General features: G+C 50.4%; 19 protein-coding genes. 18 read left to right on the plus strand and 1 reads right to left on the minus strand.

Annotated elements, in window-relative coordinates; genetic code table 11:
- Positions 1–113 precede the first annotated feature (113 nt).
- The gene (locus tag MKX70_RS13955; protein ID WP_042238543.1) at positions 114–350 is read right to left on the minus strand and encodes a DUF2626 domain-containing protein; all 237 of its coding nucleotides are present in this window, start codon (positions 348–350) and stop codon (positions 114–116) included.
- 345 nt (positions 351–695) lie between these two features.
- Here MKX70_RS13955 and MKX70_RS13960 point away from each other — a divergent pair, with 345 nt between their 5' ends.
- The 18 genes from MKX70_RS13960 to mraY all read left to right on the plus strand — a co-directional run bounded on the left by MKX70_RS13960 (position 696) and on the right by mraY (position 22,147).
- Positions 696–1,343, plus strand: a complete 648-nt coding sequence (locus MKX70_RS13960) for an RsfA family transcriptional regulator (protein WP_039304213.1) — start codon at positions 696–698, stop codon at positions 1,341–1,343.
- A gap of 131 nt (positions 1,344–1,474) precedes the next feature.
- Positions 1,475–2,455 (plus strand): ketopantoate reductase family protein, encoded by a 981-nt coding sequence (locus MKX70_RS13965; RefSeq protein ID WP_042238542.1) that lies wholly within the window; start codon positions 1,475–1,477, stop codon positions 2,453–2,455.
- 15 nt (positions 2,456–2,470) lie between these two features.
- A complete protein-coding gene (locus tag MKX70_RS13970) occupies positions 2,471–2,848 on the plus strand; it encodes a DUF3397 domain-containing protein (RefSeq protein ID WP_339843014.1) in 378 nt (125 codons plus the stop codon).
- 150 nt (positions 2,849–2,998) lie between these two features.
- Positions 2,999–4,723, plus strand: a complete 1,725-nt coding sequence (locus MKX70_RS13975) for a peptide ABC transporter substrate-binding protein (RefSeq protein WP_042238540.1) — start codon at positions 2,999–3,001, stop codon at positions 4,721–4,723.
- Between the two features lie 228 nt (positions 4,724–4,951).
- The gene (locus MKX70_RS13980) at positions 4,952–5,884 is read left to right on the plus strand and encodes an ABC transporter permease (RefSeq protein WP_039304450.1); all 933 of its coding nucleotides are present in this window, start codon (positions 4,952–4,954) and stop codon (positions 5,882–5,884) included.
- Between the two features lie 2 nt (positions 5,885–5,886).
- Positions 5,887–6,834 (plus strand): ABC transporter permease, encoded by a 948-nt coding sequence (locus MKX70_RS13985; RefSeq protein WP_039304225.1) that lies wholly within the window; start codon positions 5,887–5,889, stop codon positions 6,832–6,834.
- Between the two features lie 13 nt (positions 6,835–6,847).
- A complete protein-coding gene (locus tag MKX70_RS13990) occupies positions 6,848–7,843 on the plus strand; it encodes an ABC transporter ATP-binding protein (protein WP_042243196.1) in 996 nt (331 codons plus the stop codon).
- Positions 7,840–8,760: an ABC transporter ATP-binding protein gene (locus MKX70_RS13995; RefSeq protein WP_042238539.1), complete on the plus strand. Its 921-nt coding sequence runs from the start codon at positions 7,840–7,842 to the stop codon at positions 8,758–8,760. Before MKX70_RS13990 ends, MKX70_RS13995 begins: the two co-directional genes overlap by 4 nt.
- Positions 8,761–8,947: 187 nt before the next feature.
- On the plus strand, positions 8,948–10,579 hold the full coding sequence (bshC, locus tag MKX70_RS14000; RefSeq protein ID WP_042238538.1) for a bacillithiol biosynthesis cysteine-adding enzyme BshC: 1,632 nt from the start codon (positions 8,948–8,950) through the stop codon (positions 10,577–10,579).
- A gap of 24 nt (positions 10,580–10,603) precedes the next feature.
- Entirely contained in the window at positions 10,604–11,875 is a 1,272-nt protein-coding gene (locus MKX70_RS14005; protein ID WP_042238537.1) for an adenosylhomocysteinase, read from the plus strand.
- Between the two features lie 203 nt (positions 11,876–12,078).
- Positions 12,079–12,516 (plus strand): division/cell wall cluster transcriptional repressor MraZ, encoded by a 438-nt coding sequence (gene mraZ, locus MKX70_RS14010; RefSeq protein ID WP_039304237.1) that lies wholly within the window; start codon positions 12,079–12,081, stop codon positions 12,514–12,516.
- Positions 12,517–12,554: 38 nt separating this feature from the next.
- Positions 12,555–13,508 carry a 16S rRNA (cytosine(1402)-N(4))-methyltransferase RsmH gene (gene rsmH, locus MKX70_RS14015; protein WP_042238536.1) on the plus strand — a complete coding sequence of 318 codons (954 nt, stop codon included), beginning with the start codon at positions 12,555–12,557 and terminating at the stop codon, positions 13,506–13,508.
- 23 nt (positions 13,509–13,531) lie between these two features.
- A complete protein-coding gene (locus MKX70_RS14020) occupies positions 13,532–13,927 on the plus strand; it encodes a hypothetical protein (RefSeq protein WP_042238535.1) in 396 nt (131 codons plus the stop codon).
- A 142-nt stretch (positions 13,928–14,069) separates the two neighbouring features.
- Complete coding sequence (locus tag MKX70_RS14025) at positions 14,070–16,214, plus strand: PASTA domain-containing penicillin-binding protein (protein WP_231637708.1); 2,145 nt, start codon at positions 14,070–14,072, stop codon at positions 16,212–16,214.
- Positions 16,215–16,306: 92 nt separating this feature from the next.
- Positions 16,307–18,232: a stage V sporulation protein D gene (locus tag MKX70_RS14030; protein ID WP_039304248.1), complete on the plus strand. Its 1,926-nt coding sequence runs from the start codon at positions 16,307–16,309 to the stop codon at positions 18,230–18,232.
- Between the two features lie 36 nt (positions 18,233–18,268).
- Positions 18,269–19,756 carry a UDP-N-acetylmuramoyl-L-alanyl-D-glutamate--2,6-diaminopimelate ligase gene (locus tag MKX70_RS14035; RefSeq protein WP_042238533.1) on the plus strand — a complete coding sequence of 496 codons (1,488 nt, stop codon included), beginning with the start codon at positions 18,269–18,271 and terminating at the stop codon, positions 19,754–19,756.
- Complete coding sequence (locus MKX70_RS14040) at positions 19,753–21,165, plus strand: UDP-N-acetylmuramoyl-tripeptide--D-alanyl-D-alanine ligase (RefSeq protein WP_340783605.1); 1,413 nt, start codon at positions 19,753–19,755, stop codon at positions 21,163–21,165. The genes MKX70_RS14035 and MKX70_RS14040 overlap by 4 nt, the downstream gene beginning before the upstream one ends.
- Before the next feature lie 16 nt (positions 21,166–21,181).
- Positions 21,182–22,147: a phospho-N-acetylmuramoyl-pentapeptide-transferase gene (gene mraY / locus MKX70_RS14045; protein WP_039304257.1), complete on the plus strand. Its 966-nt coding sequence runs from the start codon at positions 21,182–21,184 to the stop codon at positions 22,145–22,147.
- The last annotated feature ends 2 nt before the right edge of the window (positions 22,148–22,149 follow it).

Raw genomic sequence — 22,149 nt, forward strand, 5'->3', positions numbered from 1 at the left:
CTAGCTTCGGGGATTACTCAGGTACTTTGCGGGGACCCCAATTCTCAAAATAAAAAAACGGAGTATGCTCCTTGAGATAAAGGAACACTATCCGTTTCAGTACTGTATATTCGTTACAGCGGCAGACCCATCTGAAAGACTGTCCAATAGCTGAAGCCCGAGAAGGTCAGGATCATATAACCCCAGAAAAGCAGAATGTAGGTCTTTTCCGTGAATTTCATGTAGCCAAGGATCACAAAAAAAGCGGTTTGTAAAAAGAATAGCAGGGCCATTTCTGTAAGATCACCGGCGAAAGCCATAAGTCCGATAACGAGTGTGAAAAATCCCAATACGCGAAACATGCGGTCCAAGAGAGAGTCCCCCTTCCAGTATGAATCCGGCTACTGCTGCTTACCTTTCATTATAACGGCTCGGCAAAACACTGTAAACGAATTCATTGAAAAAAAAGCAGGAAATCATAATATTTATGATTTTTATAATTGACACAAGCTTTTCTCGTGGAATTAAAGAATTTATAGCATTGTAAGTATGATGTTCAGCCAAAATGGCAATACAATTTAGTATCAAATAGATTCTATGAACTCTAATAGAGGCATAGAAATGGAGTAAGCAGCTTTTATCCCTATTCACTACCCGGCGGAGCTGCCGGTTCTGAAGATGGTTATTTCATGATGTTGTTAGGAGGGTTAGGCTTTATGACAGCCGTTAGACAGGATGCTTGGAGTGCGGAAGATGATCTGATATTGGCAGAAATAACGCTGCGTCATATCCGTGAGGGCAGCACACAGCTTGCTGCTTTTGAAGAGGTGGGTGAAAAAATCGGCAGAACCTCGGCTGCCTGCGGTTTCCGCTGGAACAGCTGCGTACGCAAAAGTTACGAGGATGCTATCGGGATTGCAAAAGGCCAGCGTCAGAAACGAAGTTATTTGAAGAAACAGCCGGCTTCCAGAGGTGCGCAGGTAGCAGGACTGATTCTCGGAGACATTGAAGAGGATTACGGACGAAGCGAAGGGTTAAGCGAGAACAGCTTATCGATTGATGCGGTAATCCGGTTTCTGAGACAATGGAAAGGCACGTTCCAGGAGGCTGGGCGGCAGCTGAAGATGCTGGAGCGGGATTTGCGAGAGAAGGAAGATGAACTGACGGAGCTGAGAGCAGAGAATGAACGCTTATCCAAGGAAGTTAATCTAGCCCAGAGCGATTACCGTGTAGTCAATGATGATTACAAAGCGCTGATCCAGATTATGGACCGGGCCCGCAGACTCGCATTTCTAAATGAAGAAGAAGAGGAAAAAACCCGCTTCAAAATGGACGCGAATGGAAACCTGGAACGGATCGAATAGAACATGAATCCCGCAAATCCTGCATCCCAGTGCCTCACGGCACCGGCATTGCAGGATTTTTTGTGTTTTGCTTTGAGCGGAGGTGCAGGATATAATTAGGAAAATTACCGGCGGCAGGAGGAGGCGTATGCATGAAGATTGATATCATAGGGGCGGGGGCGCTCGGCCTCCTGCTTGCCGGCAAGCTCATCAGTGCGGGGAGCGAAGTCAGACTGTGGTGCCGGAGTGAGCAGCAGTGCAGAGAATTAGCAAGCAGTGGTCTAACAGTCAGCTATGAGGACGGCGGAGAGGCAATATTCGTTAAGGGTGACCGCTTCTCGGCTGAACCAGTGAGTAAGTATACGCAACGGCAGCTGGCTGATCCGGGAGAGGTTACGCTGATAACGGTCAAACAAACGGTGCTGCATCATGAGCTTCCGGAGATTCTGCGGCCGCTTCAAGAACGGAATCTTACAATGATATGTTTCCAGAACGGCTGTGGACACTTAGAGCTGCTGCAGGAGCTTCTGCCGGAATCCTCCCTCTGGGTGGCGGTAACCACTGAGGCTGCCAAGAGGAAAACATTAACAGAGGTTATTCATGCAGGTAGAGGGGAAATCTGTATAGGGAAAAGCAATCAATCTCTACATCACAATGAATCAAACGCACAGGATTGGGGTAATGGCGGCACAATAAGTTTTGCTAAGGCCCTTGCAACAGCAGGATTCAACGCCTCTCTGTCGAAAGAAGTGGATACCATCATTTACCGGAAGCTCTTGATCAATGCTGTAATTAATCCTCTAACCGCAATATGGCGGGTCCCAAACGGCGGGCTGTTGGCTTCACCTGAGCGTGTACAGATCATGAAGGAACTGTACACAGAGGCTGTACAGACCTATGATGCCTGCGGGATTACCTATGAGAAGCATGTCTGGGAGGCCATTCTTGAAGTTTGCCGGGCTACATCGGGCAATATTTCATCCATGCTGGCCGATGTGCTTGCTTCAAGGGAAACGGAAATCCGCTGGATTAACGGAAGCATTGTGAATATGGGGCTGCAGCACGGGGTGGAGGTTCCGCTGCACCGCTGGATCTGCGGACTGGTAGAGGGCATGACTGTGAGGGAGAGGTGAGGCTGTTTGGAATTTTTGCGGAATTCGTTCGGCGTATTAAGCGTTATTCCGATTGTTCCTTTTTTAATCGTATATTTCGCGGGCATCGGTCTTAAGCAAGAGAAGAGGAAAACTTTTCTGCTGGCGATGGACGTGACTACTTTATTTTTACTGCTGTCAGTTTCAGGATTATTTAATACGATCTTTCATTCGAATTTCGGGTTCTTTCTTATACTACTTATTGTATTAATATCCGCTGGACTGATTGGAGGCGCGCAAAACCGGCTTAAGGGATCGGTCGACGGAAAACGGTTATTACGGGCAGTTTGGCGGCTTTCGTTCTTTTTTATGGGGACCAGTTACGTAATATTTATGATTGTAGGCCTCATACGATACATATCACAAGCGATGTAATGTTCCACTGCTCCGGTGAAGCGTCAACGTCACAAAATTTTAAAGAATTAAAAAAAAGTCGTTTTCAGAAAATATTGCTCTAGATTTTTTTGACCACTGGTTGTATAATCATAAACCATATACCACATTCTATTTAGGGGGAACTGCTAGATGAAGAAGAGTAAAAGTCTATTGCTCATGTTCGCATTAGTTTTGGTTATCGGCACAGTGCTTGCTGGCTGCGGCGGAAACAATAACAATGCTAACAGCGGCACCAATGCTGCAGCAACAAATGCAGCCGGTAATGAAGGTAGCACGAACACAGGAACAACCGGTGACGAGAAACTGGCTGCTGACCAGACACTTAGAGTCAACCTGACTGCAGAACCACCTACTTTTGACCCTGCTCAAGCTCAGGACAGCCAAGCGAATACCGTCCTGAAAACTATGTATGAAGGTTTGACCCGCATGAATGACGAAACTGGCCAAGCTGAGCCGGGAATTGCCGAATCTTGGGAAATTTCCCCTGACGGTCTGGTATATACATTCAAACTGCGTGATGCACAATGGAGCAACGGCGACCCTGTAGAAGCTGCTGACTTCGTTCGCGCCTGGAAAATCGTGCTGGATCCTAACACAGATCCAACTGCACCTTATGCTTACCAATTGTACTACCTGAAGAACGCTGAAGAATATTATGGAAAGAAAGTTACAGATTTCAACGAAGTGGGCGTAAAAGCTGTTGATGCGAAAACTCTTGAAGTTACGCTGAAAGCACCAACTCCATACTTCCTTGGCCTTCTGTCCTTCTATACTTATTACCCTGTACACAAATCCGTTGAGGGTAATACTAAATGGGCAACAAACAAAGATACTATGATCACTAACGGTGCGTTCACATTGACTGAGTGGACTACCGGCCAATCCCTGCAAGTAAGCAAGAACGATAAATATTGGGATGCTGCTAACATCAAGCTTGCTAAAATTGACTTCTCCCTGGTAAACAGCGGCGCAACTGAACTGCTCAGCTACAAGAACGGTGAGCTTGACCGTGCTGGTGCACCACACGGTGAAATCCCGCAAGAACAGATTCCAATTGTACAAAAAGAGCTTCCTAACGAATTCCAGAGAAAAGGTATCGCAAGTACCTACTACTATGAATTCAACATCACTGAAAAACCTTTCGACAACGTTAAAATCCGTAAAGCCCTGGCGATGACTGTTAACCGTCAAGCGCTGATCGACAACGTAACACTGGGTGGACAACTTCCAGCATTCGGCTTTGTACCTCCGGGTATCGCTGGCGCTGACGGTGAATTCCGTACAGCAGTTAAAGACAGCTACTTCACAGAAGATACAGAAGCCGCTAAGAAATTGCTGGCTGAAGGTCTGGCTGAAGAAGGTCTGACTGAACTGCCACCGGTTGAATTGTCTTACAACACAAGTGAAGGCCACAAGAAAATCGCTTTGGCTGTAGCTGATATGTGGAAACAAGCTCTGGGTATCACTGTAAACACTGTTAACCAGGAATGGGCAGTATTCATCGACAACCGTCAAAACCTGAACTACCAGATCGCACGTGCTGGCTGGACTGCGGATTACAATGATCCAATGACCTTCCTGGATATGTGGGTAACAGGCGGCGGTAACAATGATACTGGTTACGCTAACCCTGAATACGACAAGCTGATCAATGACGCTAAAGCAAGCTCCGACCTGGCAGCACGCCAAGAAATGTTTGCTAAAGCTGAAAAAATGATCATTGAAGATGATATGATTCTGATTCCGTTCTACTACTACACAAACAACTCCCTGACTAAAGAGTACCTCAAAGGTGTAACTCTTGACTTCAGCGGTGCAATCGACTTCACTCGTGCTTACCTGCTTGAGCACTAAGAATTGTAGAACCTTCGGTTAGCTTAACTGAATAGTGGTTGTCTGAAGGTAGCAATATACTTCGGGATATATATGTGGAATTCCATATATATCCCTTTTTTTTGCATTTCAGGCTTTTTGTTAAAGATTTCACGAACTTACAAAATAAGAAATTAGACAAATGGCCATTTTTTTCATAAAATCTAATTATGTGTCTCAAAAAAAATGTCGAAGGAGGTGTTGATGGGGATGGTTCGTTATGTTGCCAATAAGTTCTTCTATATGCTTGTCTCGCTGTTTGTGCTAATTTCAGCGACCTTTTTTCTGATGAAAGCCATTCCGGGGGACCCGTTTACTTCTGAAAAGAAAGTTCCGCCGGAAATAAAAGCGCGTTTATACGAGCAATATGGATTGGACAAGCCGCTCTATCATCAGTATTTCAAGTATTTGGGTGAAATTGTCCAGGGTGATCTGGGTGTATCTATGAAGCGTCTGAATCAGGATGTAACTCACTTGATCGGACAAACGTTCTCGGCGTCTCTAAAGCTGGGGGTTATCGCAATTATAGTGTCGGTTATTGTCGGAGTCTTTCTCGGCATGATGGCGGCACTCTATCACCGCAAGTTTATTGACAGCGCGGCCATGGTGCTGGCGGTGCTGGGGATTGCAGTTCCGAGCTTTGTAGTCGCCTCGCTGCTTCAATATGTGTTCGCCTATAAGTTCCACATGTTCCCGGTTTCCGGATTTAAGGGTCCCCTGTATTATGTCTTACCTGTAACCGCACTCTCGGCACAGCCGATAGCCTTTATAGCGAGGCTAACGCGCTCAAGTATGCTGGAAGTGCTGCATGCAGATTACATCAAGACGGCTAAGGCCAAAGGCCTAAGCTGGGCAGCAATCCTAAGCCGTCACGTACTGCGGAACGGAATTCTGCCGGTTGTAACCTACATGGGACCTATGACGGCTAACATCGTAACCGGTTCTGTAGTTATCGAGCAGATCTTCGGAGTCGGCGGTATCGGTAAGCAATTCGTCGAAGCGATTGGCGTGCGTGATTATACCGTTATTATGGGGATTACGATCTTCTATGGCGTATTGCTCATGCTAGCACGCTTTATCACGGATATAGCTTATGTGTTTGTAGATCCGCGTATCAAACTAAGTGGTGGAAAGGAGGGCTAAAATTGGCTTCTGACAAAAATGTGGTATCGCAGGATGCGAACCTGAAACCGGAAGATTTCCGTAAAATCGGAATTGATGAACGGCAAGCTGAAGTCATTCAGCGCGAAAGTCTGTCTGCCTGGCGGGATTCCTGGGAACGTCTGCGCCAGAACAAAATGGCAATGACAGCACTGGGTATTCTCGGACTAATTATCCTTGCGGCGCTTATCGCTCCGTTGTTCTCAAAGTACAATTACTACTCCAATGATTTGCTCAGTACCAACAAGCCTCCTTCATCCGAGCACTGGTTTGGTACAGATGATCTGGGTCGCGATATCTTTGTCCGTACCTGGTACGGTGCACGTATCTCACTGATTGTCGGCCTGGCTGCCGCTGCCATTGACCTTTTGATCGGGGTTATCTACGGCGGAATCATGGGTTATTTCGGTGGACGTGTAGACAATATCATGAACAAAGTATCTGAAATTCTCTACTCCATTCCTTACCTGCTGGTTGTTATCCTTCTCCTGGTTGTGCTTGAACCAAGCCTTGGGACGATCATCCTGGCGCTGACGATAACGGGCTGGATTACGATGTCCTGGATTGTCCGCGGAGAGATTATGCAGCTGAAGAACCGTGAGTTCGTTCTGGCTTCGCGTTCGATGGGTGCAGGGTCAAAAAGACTGTTGTTCAAACACCTTTTGCCGAATGCGGTTGGTCCGATTATCGTAACCATTACACTGTCTGTACCAAATGCCATCTTTGCTGAAGCGTTCCTGAGTTTCCTCGGACTTGGTGTACAGGCTCCTGTAGCTTCCCTCGGATCGATGATTAATGATTCACTGACTGGCTGGCTTTATTATCCGTGGCGTTTCCTGTTCCCGGCTATCCTGATCAGCTTAACGATGCTTTCCTTTAATATTTTTGGTGACGGTCTCCGTGATGCACTGGATCCCAAGCTGAAGAAATAGGAGGTGAACAATGATGGAACCCATTCTGCAAGTCAAGGATTTGCAAGTTTCCTTTTTTGTAAAAGGCGGAGAAGTTCAGGCTGTACGCGGGTTGAACTTTGAAGTAGGCAAAGGCGAGACCGTTGCTATTGTCGGTGAATCCGGCAGCGGCAAAAGTGTCACTGCACAGTCGATTATGCGGCTGCTTCCTGCCCCGCTCTCCAAAGTGAAGCAAGGCGAGATTGTTTTTCAAGGAAAGAATCTGCTGGACCTAAGCATGAAACAAATGGAATCGATTCGCGGCAAAGATATTGGCATGATATTTCAAGACCCGATGACTTCTTTGAACCCAACTATCAAAGTGGGCAAACAGATAACCGAAGTTTTGATCAAACATCAGAATATGTCAGCGGCCGAAGCGAAACAGCAAGGTATTGAAATGCTGCAATTAGTAGGCATTAAAAATGCGGAGGCTCGCTTTAACCAATATCCCCACGAATTCTCCGGCGGGATGCGCCAACGCGTAATGATTGCCATTGCTCTGGCCTGCCGCCCGGCTCTCCTGATTGCGGATGAGCCGACAACGGCGCTTGACGTAACCATTCAGGCGCAAATCATGGAAGTTATGAAAGAGATGCAGCAAAGACTAGGGACCTCCATCATCCTGATTACACATGATCTCGGCGTGGTTGCCGGCATGTGTGACCGGGTCATCGTAATGTATGCTGGTGAAGTGGTCGAAACAGGGACACGCTGGGAGATTTTCAAGAATCCCCAGCACCCTTACACCAAAGGTCTTTTGCGGTCGATGCCGCGTCTTGACCAAAAGAAGGGTGAGCCGCTGATTCCGATCATCGGTACTCCCCCGGATCTGATTAAGCCGCCGGTCGGTTGCCCGTTCACAGCGCGTTGCAGCGAAGCAATGCATGTTTGCGAACAGATCGATCCCGGCGCCACAGAGTTCAGCGAAACGCATATGGCGCGCTGCTGGAATCTGCATTCGATGGCCAAGGAGGTGCAGTTCGTTTGAGTAAGAATCTGATTGAAGTAGAAGGTCTTAAGAAGTATTTCAATGTAGGTAAAGGAAGAGTTCTTAAGGCTGTTGATAATATTAATTTCTCGATTCGCGAAGGCGAAACCCTGGGTATGGTAGGGGAGTCCGGTTGCGGTAAGACTACTGCAGGCCGTACGGTTCTCCGCTTGTACGAGCCGACTGCAGGAAGCGTGAAATACAATGGTGTAGATATCTACAAATTGTCCGGCAGCAAAATGAAGGCGATGCGCCGTGATATGCAAATGATCTTCCAGGATCCGTATGCATCGCTTAACCCGCGGTTCACGGTATCGGACATTATCGGTGAAGCCCTGGACATTCATGGTCTGGCCGGAAGCCGGCAGGAACGCAAGAAGCGGATTGAAGAGCTGCTGGATATGGTTGGACTTAACCATGATCATGCCACCCGCTATCCGCATGAGTTCTCCGGCGGACAACGCCAGCGTATCGGTATTGCCCGTTCCCTTGCGGTTAACCCTAAGTTCATCGTCTGCGATGAGCCGATCTCGGCACTGGACGTGTCCATTCAGGCACAGGTAGTCAACCTGCTCAAAGAACTTCAGGATCGTCTCGGACTTACTTATCTCTTCATTGCGCATGACCTGTCCATGGTTAAGCATATCAGTGACCGTGTAGCTGTTATGTACCTGGGTAAAATGGTTGAACTTGCGGAAAGCGAAGAATTGTACGCTAACCCGATCCATCCGTACACCAAGTCGCTGCTCTCGGCGATTCCGGTTCCGGATCCGGAAGTGGAAGCGAACAAGAAACGCATTCATCTGCATGATGAGCTGGGCAGCCCAATTTATAGTGCAAATGAAAAAACCAATGATAGCGATTATGAGCTGGTCGAAGTGTCCAAGGGACATTTTGTTGCTAAACAGTTCGCTTAAAATTTAACAGCATTATCACCGTAGGCGGGAGCGTTTAGCTCTCGTCTATTCTTTCAATATATGCTTGTATAGTTCCATGCCGGCGCTTCTTCTTTGACGCCGCACCTAACTTTGGATACAATCATAAAGGGTTTACCGATTTATGATTACATACAGCAGGTTATAGTAGAACAGGAGGCAAATGCATATGAATGTTGTACCGGAACCACTTCCGGGCGGATCTGCGCTCGCCAGTGACTATATACATCAATATGAAACTGTAGGACATTTGTACGGCGGGGATTTCCGCAACCTGGAGAGCCGGGTTAAGCGCGCGGAATGGCTTGATGGAACGGCAAGCCTCCGTGCAGACCGTACCGCGGTTGTTTCATACTTACGCAGTTATAACGCAGAGCATAATGCCCATGGAGCGGTAATGCGCTCCCTTGACTTATTGGAGCAGCCGGATACGCTGGTGGTCACAGGCGGCCAGCAGAGCGGTTTGTTCACAGGTCCGCTCTTTGTAGTATATAAGGCAATTACTACAATTCAGGCTGCGCGGGAAGCAGCAGCCCAGCTTGGGCGCCACGTTGTTCCGCTGTTCTGGATTGCCGGTGAAGATCATGACTGGGATGAAGTCAATCATACGTATGTACTGAACCGGACGGGCGAAATTACGCGGATTAAGCTGGATAAAGGCGAAGGTCCGCGTTCTTCTGTCAGTGAAATCAAGGTGGAAGCAGAGAGCTGGCTTCAGGCTGTAGGGCAGCTGGACGGACTGCTGCAGGATAGCGAATTCAAGCCGCAGGTGATGGAGTTTGTCACAGCAGCTTCGCTGGGTGCGGACAATATGACTGCCGCTTTTGCCAAGCTGATGGGTTCTCTATTTGGTCAATACGGGCTGATTCTGCTGGATTCTGCCGATTCCGCGCTGCGCAGACTTGAAATGCCAATGTTTGCTGCAATGATCGAGCGTAATGACGAGCTCGAGGCTGCCTACACCGCAGCGGCTGATCGTATTGCTGCGGGCGGTTACGTGCTGCAGGCGGATGTGACACCCGGGAATGCTAACCTCTTTTATATACATGAAGGCGCACGGCTTCTGCTTCATAAGGAGGGGGACAGATTCGCAGACCGGAAATCCGTGGTATCTTTTTCCCGTACAGAGCTGCTGGAGCTGCTGGAGAGCCATCCTGAGCGGTTCAGCAACAACGTGCTGACGCGTCCCTTGATGCAGGACTATATACTGCCTGTGCTGGCTACGGTGCTGGGACAAGGAGAAATGGCTTACTGGGCGATTCCGCATCAGGCCTTTAAGGTAATGGGCGGACAAATGCCGCTGATTATTCCGCGCATGTCTTTTACAGTCATAGAGGGAACGCTTAACAAGCATATGGATAAATACGGACTGTCCTTCACGGATGTGCGTCTTGGTCTGGATGATAAACGCAAAGAGTGGTTAACTGCACAGGATGAGCTGAAGATTGAAGAACGGTTTGAACAGACCAAAGCCGCATTCTCCGCGATGTACGAGCCGCTGATTGAGCAGCTTGGCGGAATTCAGGCAGGTCTGCTGAAGCTGGGGAACAGCAATAAGGACAAGATTATAGATCAGATTTCCTTCCTGCAGGGCAAAGCACTGGATGCGATGGAGAAGCAGAATGAGGCGGCGCTGCGTCAGTGGGAACGGATTGAGCTGTCCGTTATGCCTCTGGGTAAACTGCAGGAGAGAGTATATAATATGATGTATTATCTGAACCGTTACGGCCTTGGCTGGCTGGAGGAACTAATGGCTGTACCAGCCGATTACAGCGGAACACACCGCATTATTTATATGTAGGAATATATTATAGGAGGTTATAACATGAGTTCATTGTCCAAGGAAAATAGTATCGTAACCGATATGTCTCTCGCGCCCGAGGGGCATCTCAAAATCGACTGGGTTCGCCAGCACATGCCGGTACTGAACCGTATCCGCGAGCAGTTCGAAGCGCAGCAGCCGTTCAAGGGCCTTAAGGTATCGATCACGCTTCACCTGGAAGCCAAGACCGCTTATCTGGCCAAGGTAGTACAGGCGGGCGGGGCCGAAGTTACGATAACCGGCTCGAACCCTCTGTCTACACAGGACGATGTGTGTGCCGCGTTAGTTGAGGACGGCATCACCGTGTTCGCCAAATATAATCCGTCTCCTGAAGAATTCAAGGCGCTTAACATCAAGGCGCTGGAGAGCAAGCCGGATCTGATTATCGATGACGGAGGAGATTTCGCCACCCTGCTGCATTCCGAGCGTCCTGACCTGATGGAGAATATCCGCGGCGGTGCTGAAGAAACAACTACAGGAATTATCCGGCTGAAGGCGCTGCAGAAGCAAGGCATGCTGAAGTTCCCGATGGTGGCTGTAAATGACGCCTATTGTAAATATTTGTTCGATAACCGCTATGGCACAGGCCAATCGGCATGGGACGGCATTGTTCGCACAACCAACCTGATTGTAGCCGGCAAGACAGTGGTTGTGGTGGGCTACGGCTGGTGCGGTAAAGGTGTAGCGATGCGGGCCAAGGGTCTCGGAGCGAACGTGATTGTTACTGAAGTGGATGCGATTAAGGCTGTAGAAGCCCACATGGACGGATTCCATGTGATGCCAATGCTGGAAGCAGCGAAGCGCGGCGACTTCTTCGTAACCGTAACCGGAAATCGGTATGTTATCCGCGGCGAGCATTATGATGTCATGAAGGATGGTGCGATCCTCTGCAATGCCGGACACTTCGATGTTGAAGTGAACAAGCCGGAACTGGCTGAACGCTCCACCTCCCAGCGGACGGTGCGGAAGAATATTGAAGAGTATCTGCTGAAGGATGGCCGCAAGCTGTACCTGCTGGCGGAAGGACGTCTGGTGAACCTGGGGGCAGCCGATGGCCATCCGGCAGAAATTATGGATACCACCTTTGCGCTGCAGGCCTTATCCCTCAAATATGTGAATGACAATTATAAAGATATCGGCGTCAAGGTGGAGAATGTTCCGTATGAGCTTGATGAGCAGGTTGCGCGTTATAAGCTGGAGAGTCTGGGAATCGCCATTGACAGCCTGACGCAGGCACAGGTGGACTACCTGGACAGCTGGAATCTGAACGACTAAGGAATGGATCTGCAATAGCCCGGAGCCAATCAACTGGCCCGGGTTTTTATTTTTTACGGAATATTGCAGAGACACTTGACAAACAAGAAAAAATTACCTTGCTTAGGAAAAAGGTTTTTGATTTTTAATGGCGAATCTATTATGCTTAAGTGGTGAAAAGTGGGGCAAAGTGGGGAATCGGTACTTAGGGGTGGGGAAAGATCATGTTTATGGGGGAATACCAGCATAGCATTGACGACAAAGGCCGGATCATTATCCCGGCTAAATTCCGTGAATTGCTCGGAACCTCCTTCGTGGCGACCCGTGGCCTCGACTCCTGCCTGTTTGTTTATCCCATGGAAGAATGGGGAATCATGGAGCAAAAGCTTAAAAGCCTATCACTGATGAAATCGGATGCCCGTGCCTTCAGCCGCTTTTTTTTCTCGGGAGCGACCGAATGTGTATGGGACAAGCAAGGCAGGGTGAATCTGCCGGGGAATCTGCGGCAATATGCCAAGCTGGACAAGGACTGTGTTATTCTGGGCGTTTCGAACCGGGTGGAGATCTGGAACAAGGAGCTATGGGAGCAGTACTTCGAACAGTCAGAGGAATCGTTCAACGAGATTGCCGAGAAATTGGTTGATTTCAATTTTGATCTATAAAACATACAATTCGAATTACTGCCTTGGAGGGATGCAGCTTGTTTCACCACATCACGGTGCTTAAGGAAGAAGCGACAGAAGGGCTGCACATCAAGAAGGATGGTATATATGTGGACTGTACGCTCGGAGGAGCCGGGCACAGTTCGCTTATTGCATCCAAGCTTAGCGGCGAAGGCCGGCTGATCTGTCTGGACCAGGATGACTGGGCATTGAACAATGCCAAAGAGAGAATGGCCGAGTACGGAGACAAAGTGGTTACGGTTAAGACCAACTTCCGTGACCTCGAGCAAGTACTGAAGGAACTGCCTTTTGTTCCGCAAAAGGACGGAGTTCCCCAAGTGGACGGGATTCTGTTCGATCTGGGGGTATCTTCTCCGCAGTTTGACGAAGGGGAGCGGGGGTTCAGCTACAATCACGATGCTCCGCTGGATATGCGGATGGACCAGTCGGCACAGCTGACTGCGGCCGATATCGTCAATACCTGGAGCGAACAGGAAATAGCCCGTGTGCTTTTTCAGTATGGAGAAGAGAAGTTCTCACGGCGGATTGCCCGCAAAATTGTGGAGCGCCGGGAAGAACGCCCGGTGGAAGGTACCGGAGAACTGGCTGAGCTGATTAAAGAGGGCATTCCAGCGGCTGCGCGGAGGACAGGAGGACATCCTGCCAAACGCAGTTTCCAGGGTCTGCGGATTGCTGTCAATGATGAGCTGGGAGCTTTTGAGGATGGACTGCATGCTGCAGTACGCTGCCTTGCACCTGAGGGAAGAGTATCCGTAATTACCTTCCATTCGCTGGAGGACCGGATTTGCAAACAGATTTTCAGCAGCTATTTAAGCAGATGTACCTGTCCGCCTGATCTGCCCTACTGCGTGTGCGGCGCCAAAGGAACCCTGAAACTGATTAACCGCAAGCCCATCGTACCCGGAGAAGAAGAACTGGAGCTGAATTCACGTGCCCGTTCAGCCAAACTGCGCATTGCAGAGAAATTGTAAATGACGATAAAGGAGAGTCAGAGATGGCCTATACCCGCGGCAATTTAGCAGTTCAACCCAAGAGAAAAGAAGAGGTAAACCCGCTTTACCGTGAGAAGACAAAAGTCGTCACCAGGCGGAGAGTGCTTCCGCTGAAGGAGAAGCTTTTGTATATGATGACGCTGGGAGCCTTTATCCTGGTATCTGCCGCCCTGATCTGGCGTTACGTCCATATTTATGATTTGAACTTGCAGGCACAGAAGCTGGACAGCGAGATCGCGAAGAGCAAGAAGCAAATTGCAATTTATCAGATGGAGAAGCAGACGCTTGAACAGACGGTGGTCAAGCGGGCAGAAGAGATGGGATATAAGACTCCTCCTGTAGATTCAACAATCCATGTACTGCTTAGCAACCAGGTCACTGACAAAGCTGGAAAATAATCAGCGATTGACTTCAATCGCAATAATAGAATCTGTGAGGTTTGCTATGGTAAAAAGAATAAAACTTCGCACGCTGTTTATAGGAGGGTGTATTACCCTCTTTTTTCTTGTTTTAGTCGGCAGAGTTTTCTGGATTCAGGTAATGCAGAGTGAGAAGTGGCAGAAGGAAGCAGCTACGCAGTGGGCACATACTTCAACCATCAAGGCGGTCCGCGGCGTGATTGAAGACCGTAACGGCAGTGTTCTGGCCAGTGACGTTCCTGCCTATACCGTTGTGGTTGACCCCGAGGTCATTGCGGAGAAGGGGATCGGCCAAGAGGTCATCCAGGGACTGCATGAACTGCTTGGCAAGCCTGTAGATCAGTTGAAGAAGCTGGTAGAGGCCAAAGACGATAAGGGCAATTACTACAAGAACCGGGAGATCCGCAACGAAGGCTGGAAGATTAATCAGGAGCTGGCCGATAAGGTTACGGCTTTTGTGGACAAACTCAAGAAAGAGCATGATACCCTGGAAACGGGCGTAGGCCTCGTGAGAGAGCAGAAGCGTTATTATCCGAAGGATTCGCTGGCTGCGCATATTCTGGGCTACACCGACAGGGACGGCAATGCGGTCATGGGTCTGGAAAAGTACTTCGACAAACAGCTCTCCGGTACGGATGGCAAGCTGAATTATCAGAGTGACGGCAAGGGAATCAAGCTGCCCGATTCACAGGATAGCTACCAGCCTGTAGTGAACGGAAGCAATTACAAGCTGACCATCGACAGCACCATTCAGCATTATATCGAAGAGGCGATGAAGAAGGCTTATGCCGAGTACAAACCGAAGTCGATAAGCGTCATTGCTGCCGATCCGAATACGATGGAAATTCTGGGACTGGCAAATATGCCGACCTTCAATCCAAATGAATATTATGACCTTAATCAGGATGCGGCTGGCTTCTATAACCACGCGATCATGTCGAGGTTTGAGCCGGGCTCCACGTTCAAGATTGTACCGCTGGCCGGAGCCGTTCAGGAGAAGCTGTTTAATCCGGAAGAGACCGTCCATTCGGGCTCTATCCGGATCAAAGGGTACAGCAAACCGATCTATGATATGAATAGAGCCGGTTATGGAGATATCACCCTGCTTCAAGGGGTTAAACGTTCAAGTAACGTAGCCTTTGTCAAGATTGGTTATGAGCTGCTGGGCCAGGAAAAGCTGCTGAAATATATCAAGGATTTCGGCTTTACGGAAAAGACGGGTATTGACCTCCCGGGCGAAACCACCGGTATTGTCAACCCGAATCCGAACAGGCCGATAGAGAATGCTACCTTGGCCTATGGCCATGGCAAGCTGCTGGTTACACCGATTCAGCAGCTCACGGCGATGGCTGCGATTGCGAACGGCGGCAAGCTGATGGTACCGCATGTAGTGAAGGAAGTTACCGATCCTAATACAGGCAAGACTACGGTGACTCAGCCGGAGGTTGTACGGCAGGTGATTTCAGAGGAAAGCGCCCGCGAAACCGGCAGCTACCTCGAGCAGGTCGTGGCAGACCAGGTAATCGGAACCGGACGGCATGCCTATATCGAAGGGTACCGCGTAGCCGGCAAGACCGGGACGGCGATTAAGCCTGACGGCAAGGGCGGGTATGACCGGGATAAAGTACTAGCATCCTTCCTCGGTTACGCTCCGGCCAATAATCCGAAGATCGCGGTATTCGTCGTAATTGATGAGCCTGCGGATGCTGCCGGCGGGGGAGCCGCAGCGGGACCTATTTTCAAAGAGATTGTCTCGCAGTCCCTGCAATATATGGGCGTACCCAAAACAGTTGAATCAGATAACGCAGTGGGAAGCAAAACGTCAGTCAAGCTGGCGGCAGACTCCTCAGAGCTGCGCAGTACACCTGATCTCGTGAACAAAACGGTTAAGGAATCCAGACAGCTGCTCCTTAATCAAGGCTTTGACTTCGAGATTGTCGGTACAGGGGCAAAGGTAATCAGCCAATATCCGGATAAGAGCACAAAACTTGCCGCCGGACAGCGGATTTATCTGCTTACCCAACAGGATGAAGCAATGACCATTCCCGATTTGAAGGGAGAATCTTTGCGCGATGCTCTGGAAATTCTCAATCTGCTCAAAGTAGGGATTACGGTTGAGGGCGAAGGTTATGTCACAGAGCAGACGCAGACCAAGAATAACAGCAAAACGCATATTTCTCTGAAGCTCAGTCCCCTGAATGAATACGGGGAGAATATCCCTGTGGCCGTCAACGTTGACCCCGATGCAGAGGAGACTGCGGAGTAGCGCGTATACAGGCTTGTTCTAACCCCTGTTTGTCCCGAATAGTCATGAAGATAAGAGATCATGTCTATACGAGCGAAAGCGGGGAGAACGGAATGAAGGTTTCGAAAGTCGTAACTCGGCGGAGAATGCTGTGGACGCTGCTGGGACTGGCCGTGTTGTTCGGTTCGCTGGCCGTGCGTCTTGCCTATGTACAGCTATCACAAGGGGAGAAGCTGAGCGCCAAGGCTGAGGAATCCTGGCGGCGGAATATTCCCTTCACCGCCAAACGCGGCGAGATTCTGGACAGAGAGGGCGTTGCCCTGGCATATAATATCAGCTCGCCAACGATCTATGCCATTCCTGTGCAGGTGAAGGAAAAGGAACAGACCGCGAAGCAGCTGGCTCCGCTGCTCGGTATGACCGAGGAGAAGCTGGTCACTCTGCTGACCCAAAAGAAAGCCTCGGTGAAACTGCAGCCCGGCGGCCGCAAAATTACGATGGAGCTTGCCGCGAGCATCCGTGATTTGCAGCTGCCGGGCATCGTTGTGGCTGAGGATAACAAACGGTATTATCCCTTTGGTGATTTAGCCGCACATATTCTCGGCTTCACGGGCATCGACAATCAGGGAATCACCGGGATAGAGAGCATCTACGATAAGCTGCTTCAGGGCAGCGCAGGCAATATATCGTATCTGTCCGATGCCGGAGGACGGCTGATGCCGGGCTCCTCGGAGAAGTATACAGAGCCGCAGGACGGGCTGAGTCTGCAGCTGACGATTGATAAGCAGATTCAGTCAATCATGGAACGCGAGCTCGATCAGGCCATGGTGAAGTATCAGGCGCAAGGTGCCTGGTCGATTGCGATGGACCCCCGCAATGGTGAGATACTGGCCATGGCGAGCCGGCCGGGTTATGAGCCGGGCTCCTATAAGGAATACGATGCCGAAGTATATAACCGGAATCTTCCGATCTGGATGACGTATGAACCGGGCTCCACCTTCAAGATCATCACTTTGGCTGCTGCGCTGCAGGAGGGGAAGGTTGATCTGCAGCATGAGCATTTTTTCGATCCGGGATATATTGAAGTGGGCGGAGCCAAGCTGCGCTGCTGGAAAAAAGGCGGACACGGAAGCCAGACGTTCCTTGAAGTGGTGGAGAATTCCTGCAACCCCGGGTTTGTTGCCCTGGGCCAGCGTCTTGGCAAGGATACCCTTTTTAAGTATATCCGTGATTTCGGGTTTGGCACGAAGACAGGGATCGACCTCAACGGTGAAGCGAACGGAATTCTGTTTAAGCCGGCGCAGGTAGGGCCGGTCGAACTTGCCACCACGGCCTTTGGCCAAGGGGTATCCGTAACACCGATCCAGCAGATTGCTGCGGTGTCTGCAGCGATTAATGGCGGCAAGCTGTATACTCCGCATGTTGCCAAAGCCTGGATTAATCCGGATACCGGTAATGTCGTATCCGAGGTAGAGCCGGAAGAAGTGCGGCAGGTGATTTCTGAGGAGACTTCGAAGAAGGTGCGGGCCGCCCTTGAGAGCGTAGTTGCCAAAGGCACAGGCCGGCCGGCGTTTATTGACGGCTACCGTGTGGGCGGCAAGACTGGGACGGCACAGAAGGTTATTAACGGCCGATATTCTCCTACGGAGCATATCGTCTCTTTTATCGGATTTGCACCAGCGGATGATCCGCAGATCGTGGTCTACACCGCAGTTGACAATCCCAAGGGAATTCAGTTTGGGGGTGTGGTAGCGGCTCCGATCGTCCAGAATATTCTTGAGGATTCGCTTCATTATCTGAAGGTTCCGCAGCGCAAGGATCAGCTGCCGAAGACCTATAAATATGGGGAGACTCCGATTGTGACAGTTCCCGATTTAACAGGAGCTACTGTTCAGGATATCTATGAGGATTTGAACATGAATTTCATGCTGGCCCGCTCCGGATCAGGCAATACAGTGATTAATCAGGCACCCAAAGCGGGGGCAAGAGTGGAGCAGGGTTCAACCATCCGGATTTATATGGGAACTTCCAGTGAATAATAGGGTAGTCTGACAAATGTAGAGTGAGGGATTACTATGAAAATTAATGAATTGTCATCCTGTCTTGCCGCTTCGCGTCTATACGGGGAGGGTGGGACCGAGATTATGGATTTGCAGGTGGATTCCCGCAAGGTTAAGCCGGGCGATTTGTTCATTTGCCTGCCCGGTCATACAGTGGACGGACATGATTATGCACCGCAGGCAGCCGCAGGCGGTGCGGCTGCCCTAGTCTGTGAGCGGAAGCTGGAGATCGATCTGCCGCAGATCGTGGTAGATGACTGCCGGTTTGCGATGTCCGTGCTGTCGAATGCGTTCTTCGGCTCACCCAGCAGCCGGATGAAGATGATTGGGATTACCGGGACCAACGGCAAAACCACGACTACGTATCTGATTGAGAAAATCATGCAGGACCATGGCGTGAAAACGGGGCTGATCGGGACGATTCAGATGCGTTATGACGGACAAAGCTATCCGATGTCCGGTACTACGCAGGAATCGCTTGAGCTTCAGCGTACTTTGAACGATATGGCGTCCAAAGGCGTGCAGTGCTGTGTGATGGAGGTATCCTCCCATGCACTTCAGCAGGGACGGGTGAAGGGAACGGATTACCGCACGGCAATATTTACTAACCTGACTCAGGATCATCTGGATTATCACCATACGATGGAGGAGTACCGCGCGGCTAAGGCACTATTCTTCTCGCGGCTTGGCAATGTGATCTCTCCGTGGAAGGAAGAACGTAAATATGCAGTTCTCAACACGGATGATGCAGCAAGCAGCTATTTTGCTGACCAGACCGCTGCGGAAGTGATTACATATGGTATCGACACCCCTGCAAATGTCCGGGCCACTCAAATTTCGATCACGTCCAAAGGAACTTTTTTCCATGTGGATACGTTTAAGGGGAAGACAGATATTTCGCTCCGGATGGTCGGTAAGTTCAATGTCTATAATGCACTAGCGGCCATTACTGCTGCGCTGCTGGAGGATGTGCCGCTGGAAGAAATCAAAGCCAGTCTGGAGTCCGTAGCCGGTGTGGACGGACGTGTCGAGTCTGTGGATGCCGGACAGGATTTCGCGGTCATCGTAGACTACGCGCATACGCCGGATGGTCTGGAGAATGTGCTGAAGGCTGTCTGTGAATTCGCTGCCGGCAAGGTCATTACCGTCTTTGGCTGTGGGGGAGACCGGGATACGACCAAACGGCCGCTGATGGGCAAGATAGCTGCCAAATACAGTGATCATGTCATGGTTACTTCCGACAATCCCCGGACAGAGGATCCGCTGCTGATTCTGCGCGATATTGAAGCGGGCCTTCTTGAGGACGGCGTGTCACAGGAACGGTATGAGATGATTCCCGACCGGCGGGAAGCGATCAGAAAAGCTATTGAAATGGCAAGCCCCGGCGATGTAGTATTGATTGCGGGGAAAGGTCATGAGACCTATCAGCTAATCGGCGGAGTCGTTCATGATTTTGATGACCGCATTGTAGCCAAAGAAGTGATAAGGGGCCGAAGCTATTGATTACAAGAACGCTGTATACTATCGCGCAAATGTGCGGAGGAAAGCTGTCCTCTGCTGAAGATAACAATATCGAAATTGCGGGGGTCGTAACCGATTCCCGCAAAATTACGCCTGCCTGCCTGTTCGTTCCTCTGGTCGGAGATAACTTTGACGGCCATGATTACGCTGCTGCTTCTCTGGCGGCAGGAGCGGCCGCTACGCTCTGGCAGCGGGATAAGGGGCCTGCGCCTGAAGGCGGTCCTGTCATTCTGGTGGAGGATACACTGGCCGCTTTGCAGAGACTGTCCTCGGCATATCTGGGCGAGCTCGCACCGCGTGTAGTCGCCGTGACAGGCAGCAACGGCAAGACAACGACCAAAGATATGGTTACCGCTCTTCTTGAAGTGCAGTACAAGGTACACAAAACACAGGGGAATTTCAATAACCACATCGGTCTGCCGCTTACGATTCTCTCCATGGACAGTGATGTTGAGATTGCTGTGCTGGAGATGGGCATGAGCTCGCGCGGGGAGATATCCCTGCTGTCAAGGATAGCTGCCCCTGATGTGGCTATGATTACCAACGTGGGTGAATCCCATCTGCTGCAGCTCGGGTCCCGCAAGGAAATTGCCCGGGCGAAGCTTGAGATTGTGGACGGACTTAAGCCGGGCGGCCTGCTCATCTATAACGGGGATGAACCGCTGCTCGCAGAAGTTATGGCAGAGCCGGGGTTTAATCCGCCGGAAGGGATGCTCAGCTTCCGTTTCGGGCAGTCCGGAGACAATGATGACTATCCTACAGGTCTCATGACTCATGGAGCAGGAATGTCCTTCACTTCGCATCTTCATGCCGAGCGTGCCTTCACGCTGCCTCTGCCGGGGCGTCACAATGTCATTAACGCACTCGCCGCACTGGCGGTTGCGCGCCACTTCCTTGTGACTGATGAGAATATTGAGACCGGATTAGCCGGGCTTAAGCTGACCGGAATGCGGATTGAAGTGATACAGGCGGCGAACGGGCTGACGCTGCTGAACGATGCTTACAATGCCAGCCCTACGTCCATGAGAGCAGCGATAGATGTGCTGCAGTCCATGAAGTGCAGCGGGAGCAGAATCGCGGTGCTGGGGGACATGCTGGAACTTGGGCCTGATGAAGTTCAGTTCCACCAGCAGATCGGCAGCTATCTCGATCCTGCACTGACGGATGCGGTATACACTTACGGACCGCTCGCTGCTCATATTGCTGCGGCTGCGGCGGAGAGATTCGGGGCCGGACATGTATTTGCTTTTGAAGACAAAGAAGCATTGATCACGTCCTTGAACACCAAATGTGGTTCCAGGGATGTAGTACTCTTCAAAGCGTCCCGGGGGATGCGTCTGGAGGAAGTGCTTCACCGCCTGAAAGAATATTCTGAAGCTGACTTAAACTAATGGAGGGGGTGTACCCATGGATTATCAATTACTTCTACTGACTATTGCTGTGTCCTTTATCCTTGCGGTCATTGCCGCTCCGCTGATTATCCCGCTACTGCGCCGGATGAAGTTCGGACAACAGGTTCGCGATGACGGGCCTCAGACGCACCTGAAGAAGGCGGGAACGCCTACGATGGGCGGAATTATCATCATGGTGGCGTTCACATTGTCTTTTCTGAAATTTTCAGTGATTAATTCGGATTTCTACGTCCTTCTGGTAGCTACGCTGGGTTACGGTCTGATCGGTTTCCTGGATGACTATATTAAGATTGCCTTCAAACGTTCCCTAGGACTGACTGCACGCCAGAAGCTTGCCGGCCAGTTGCTGGTCGGTATCGTTCTCTGCGCCCTGCTCATTTCCGGCGGACATCATACAAACATCAGCATTCCGGGAACATCGGTGAGCTTTGACTGGGGCGGCTGGTTCTACTATCCGTTTATTGTCCTGATGATGATGGCGGTAACCAATGCGGTTAACTTCACGGATGGTGTGGACGGACTGCTGTCCGGTGTCAGTGCGATCGCGCTCGCTGCTTTTGCTGTAGTTGCCATGCAGGCAACCTCCATTGCTGCCGGTGTCTGCGCTGCGGCGATGATTGGTGCAGTACTTGGCTTTCTGGTATTCAATGCCCATCCGGCCAAAGTGTTCATGGGTGATTTCGGCTCCTTCGGGATCGGCGGTGCCATTGGCGCGATTGCCATTGTAACGAAGACCGAGCTGCTCTTCGTGGTGATCGGCGGTGTCTTCGTAGTCGAAATGCTGTCCGTAATTATTCAGGTCGCTTCGTTCAAAACACGCGGCAAACGGGTGTTCCGAATGAGTCCGATCCATCATCACTTTGAGCTGGGCGGCTGGTCGGAGTGGCGTGTGGTTGTCTCCTTCTGGGCGGTGAGCCTGGTGCTTGCGGCTGTTGGACTATATCTCATCAAGGGGTTGTAACA

It is taken from the genome of Paenibacillus sp. FSL R7-0312 (genome assembly GCF_038004445.1).
GTDB lineage: Bacteria > Bacillota > Bacilli > Paenibacillales > Paenibacillaceae > Paenibacillus_AQ.